Source organism: Stenotrophomonas sp. 05L44_2, from assembly GCF_056665995.1.
Window position 1 is genome coordinate 1 of sequence record NZ_JBFTNR010000782.1, and the last position, 1,826, is coordinate 1,826.

The 1,826-nt window shown below is 66.4% G+C and carries 1 protein-coding gene and 1 pseudogene; both read right to left on the minus strand.

Translation table 11 applies throughout. From position 1 onward, the window contains the following. Positions 1–474 (minus strand): annotated as a pseudogene (locus AC1VAN_RS20560) (hypothetical protein); the annotation flags it as partial. Then, the gene (locus tag AC1VAN_RS20565; protein WP_032977075.1) at positions 465–1,661 is read right to left on the minus strand and encodes a hypothetical protein; all 1,197 of its coding nucleotides are present in this window, start codon (positions 1,659–1,661) and stop codon (positions 465–467) included. The gene AC1VAN_RS20565 and the pseudogene AC1VAN_RS20560, both read right to left, overlap by 10 nt. Positions 1,662–1,826 lie beyond the last annotated feature (165 nt).

Genomic DNA, 1,826 nt, shown 5'->3' on the forward strand with positions numbered 1-1,826 from the left:
GCGGTATTCCTTGTCCTGGAACGACTGCACGGTGTCCTGCGAGCGCGCCATGAACAGGAAGGTCAGCAGCGAGCGCTGTGCGGCGGTGGCACCGGCCACGGCCGAACCGGCATCCAGCTTGGTCTGCAGCAGGGTGGTGTTGATTTCGGCGCGGACGGTGACGCTGTAGGTCTTGGCCTTCTTGTCTTCGTTGTCCGACAGCTGCACGGCGCTGAGCACGTAGCGGTCGATTTCACCGAGGAACTCGGCGCGACGCGATTCGAACAGGCGCAGCTTGGCCGCACCGGATTCGGCGATGTACGCCTCCAGTGCATTGGCCTTGGCCTTGTTCAGGGCCTGCGCACGGGTATCGGCACTCAGGCGCAGGCTGTAGCTGGCCGAACCGGTACCGCGCGAGCTGGCGGTCTGCGCGGCGACCGGCGAGGCCACCGCCAGGGCGATGAGGATGAGCAGGATGGTACGCATCAGCGACATGATTTGATCAACTCCTGGAGGGCTTGGGTCTGTTGCTGCAGCGGGCGTCCGCCTGGCTTCTGCTCGTCCAGCCAGGCGCGCGAGTCGGCGCGCTTGGCGGCGGCGCCGGCGAAGGCATCGAAGCCGGCCAGCAGGGTTTCGTAGCTGGCCGACCACTGGTCGACCTGCCACTGCGTGACCGGCACCACCTTGGTGGCGCCCTTGCGCAGCGGCTGTTCGAAGTACACCTTGCCGGAGAACGGCTCGGTGACCTTGGCGGTGAAGAACGCGCCGAACAGCATCGTCTTCATCGCCGGCGTTTCACTGATGACGCCGTTCTTCAGCGCATCCACCTGCAGGCTGATGACGTAGTCGGCCTCGGGGATCTTCAGCTGGTAGACCTTGCCGTCGGCAAAGCGCGCGGCCATGGCACCGCCGATCACCTGGCCCGAGGCCGGCGGCAGCAGGCCGACACCGGTATTGGACGACAGCGTCTTGGACAGCTCATGGGCCAGCGTGGCGCGCAGCGGACCGGCCCACTTCGGGTCGGGCAGCTTGGCCAGCGTGGCGTCGGACAAGGTCACCGCACCCACCTGCAGGCGACGCGTGGCCGCTTCCGGCAGCTTGGCCTGGGCCAGGGTGGTGGCCAGCACCTGCGACAGGCTGGTATCGGCACCGCCGTACAGCAGATCGGCGACGATCGCATCGATATCGTCGCTGTCCGGGCGGTACTCCTGCACGTCGATGCGCTGCAGGGTAAGCGGATAGGAGGCGATCACCTGGCGCTCGCGGAAATCGAAGAACAGCGCCTGCAGTGCCACTTCCACCAGCACCTTGTACTGGTCGCCGATCGGTTCGACCGATACCAGCTCGCGGTCCAGCGCAGCGGCCAGCACCACGGCACTGGTGGTGCCATCGAGCATCGCCACCGGCTGGTCGATCAGTTCCAGGTTGGCCGGCGCGCGGCGCTTGAGCGCCTGTGCCAGGGTCTGGTTGAGCGGAATCAGGCCACGCTTTTCCAGCACGGCATGCGCATGCGGGGTGGTCGCCTGTACGGCGGCGGCGTCAGCGGTATAGGCAAAGCCGGCCCAGTAGGCCTGCTGCGATTTGTCTGCGGCCTGGCTGGCCAACGGCCATACGGCCAGGCACAGGGCATAGGCAAGCAGGCGCGCAAAAGCGCGCGGTGCGCTCTTCGTCCTTGAAAACATCCAACCGCTCCTCGGTCACGACACACGAATGACAGGCGCGAACACGCCCGCTGGGCGCGAAACATAGCCGCTCCGGGGCAAACCGACAAGTGCTGACCTTGTCGGCTTCAATTTTCCTGCGGCAGGCCGGCCCGTTGCCGCAGCAGGGTCCGCTCTGCCTGGTTC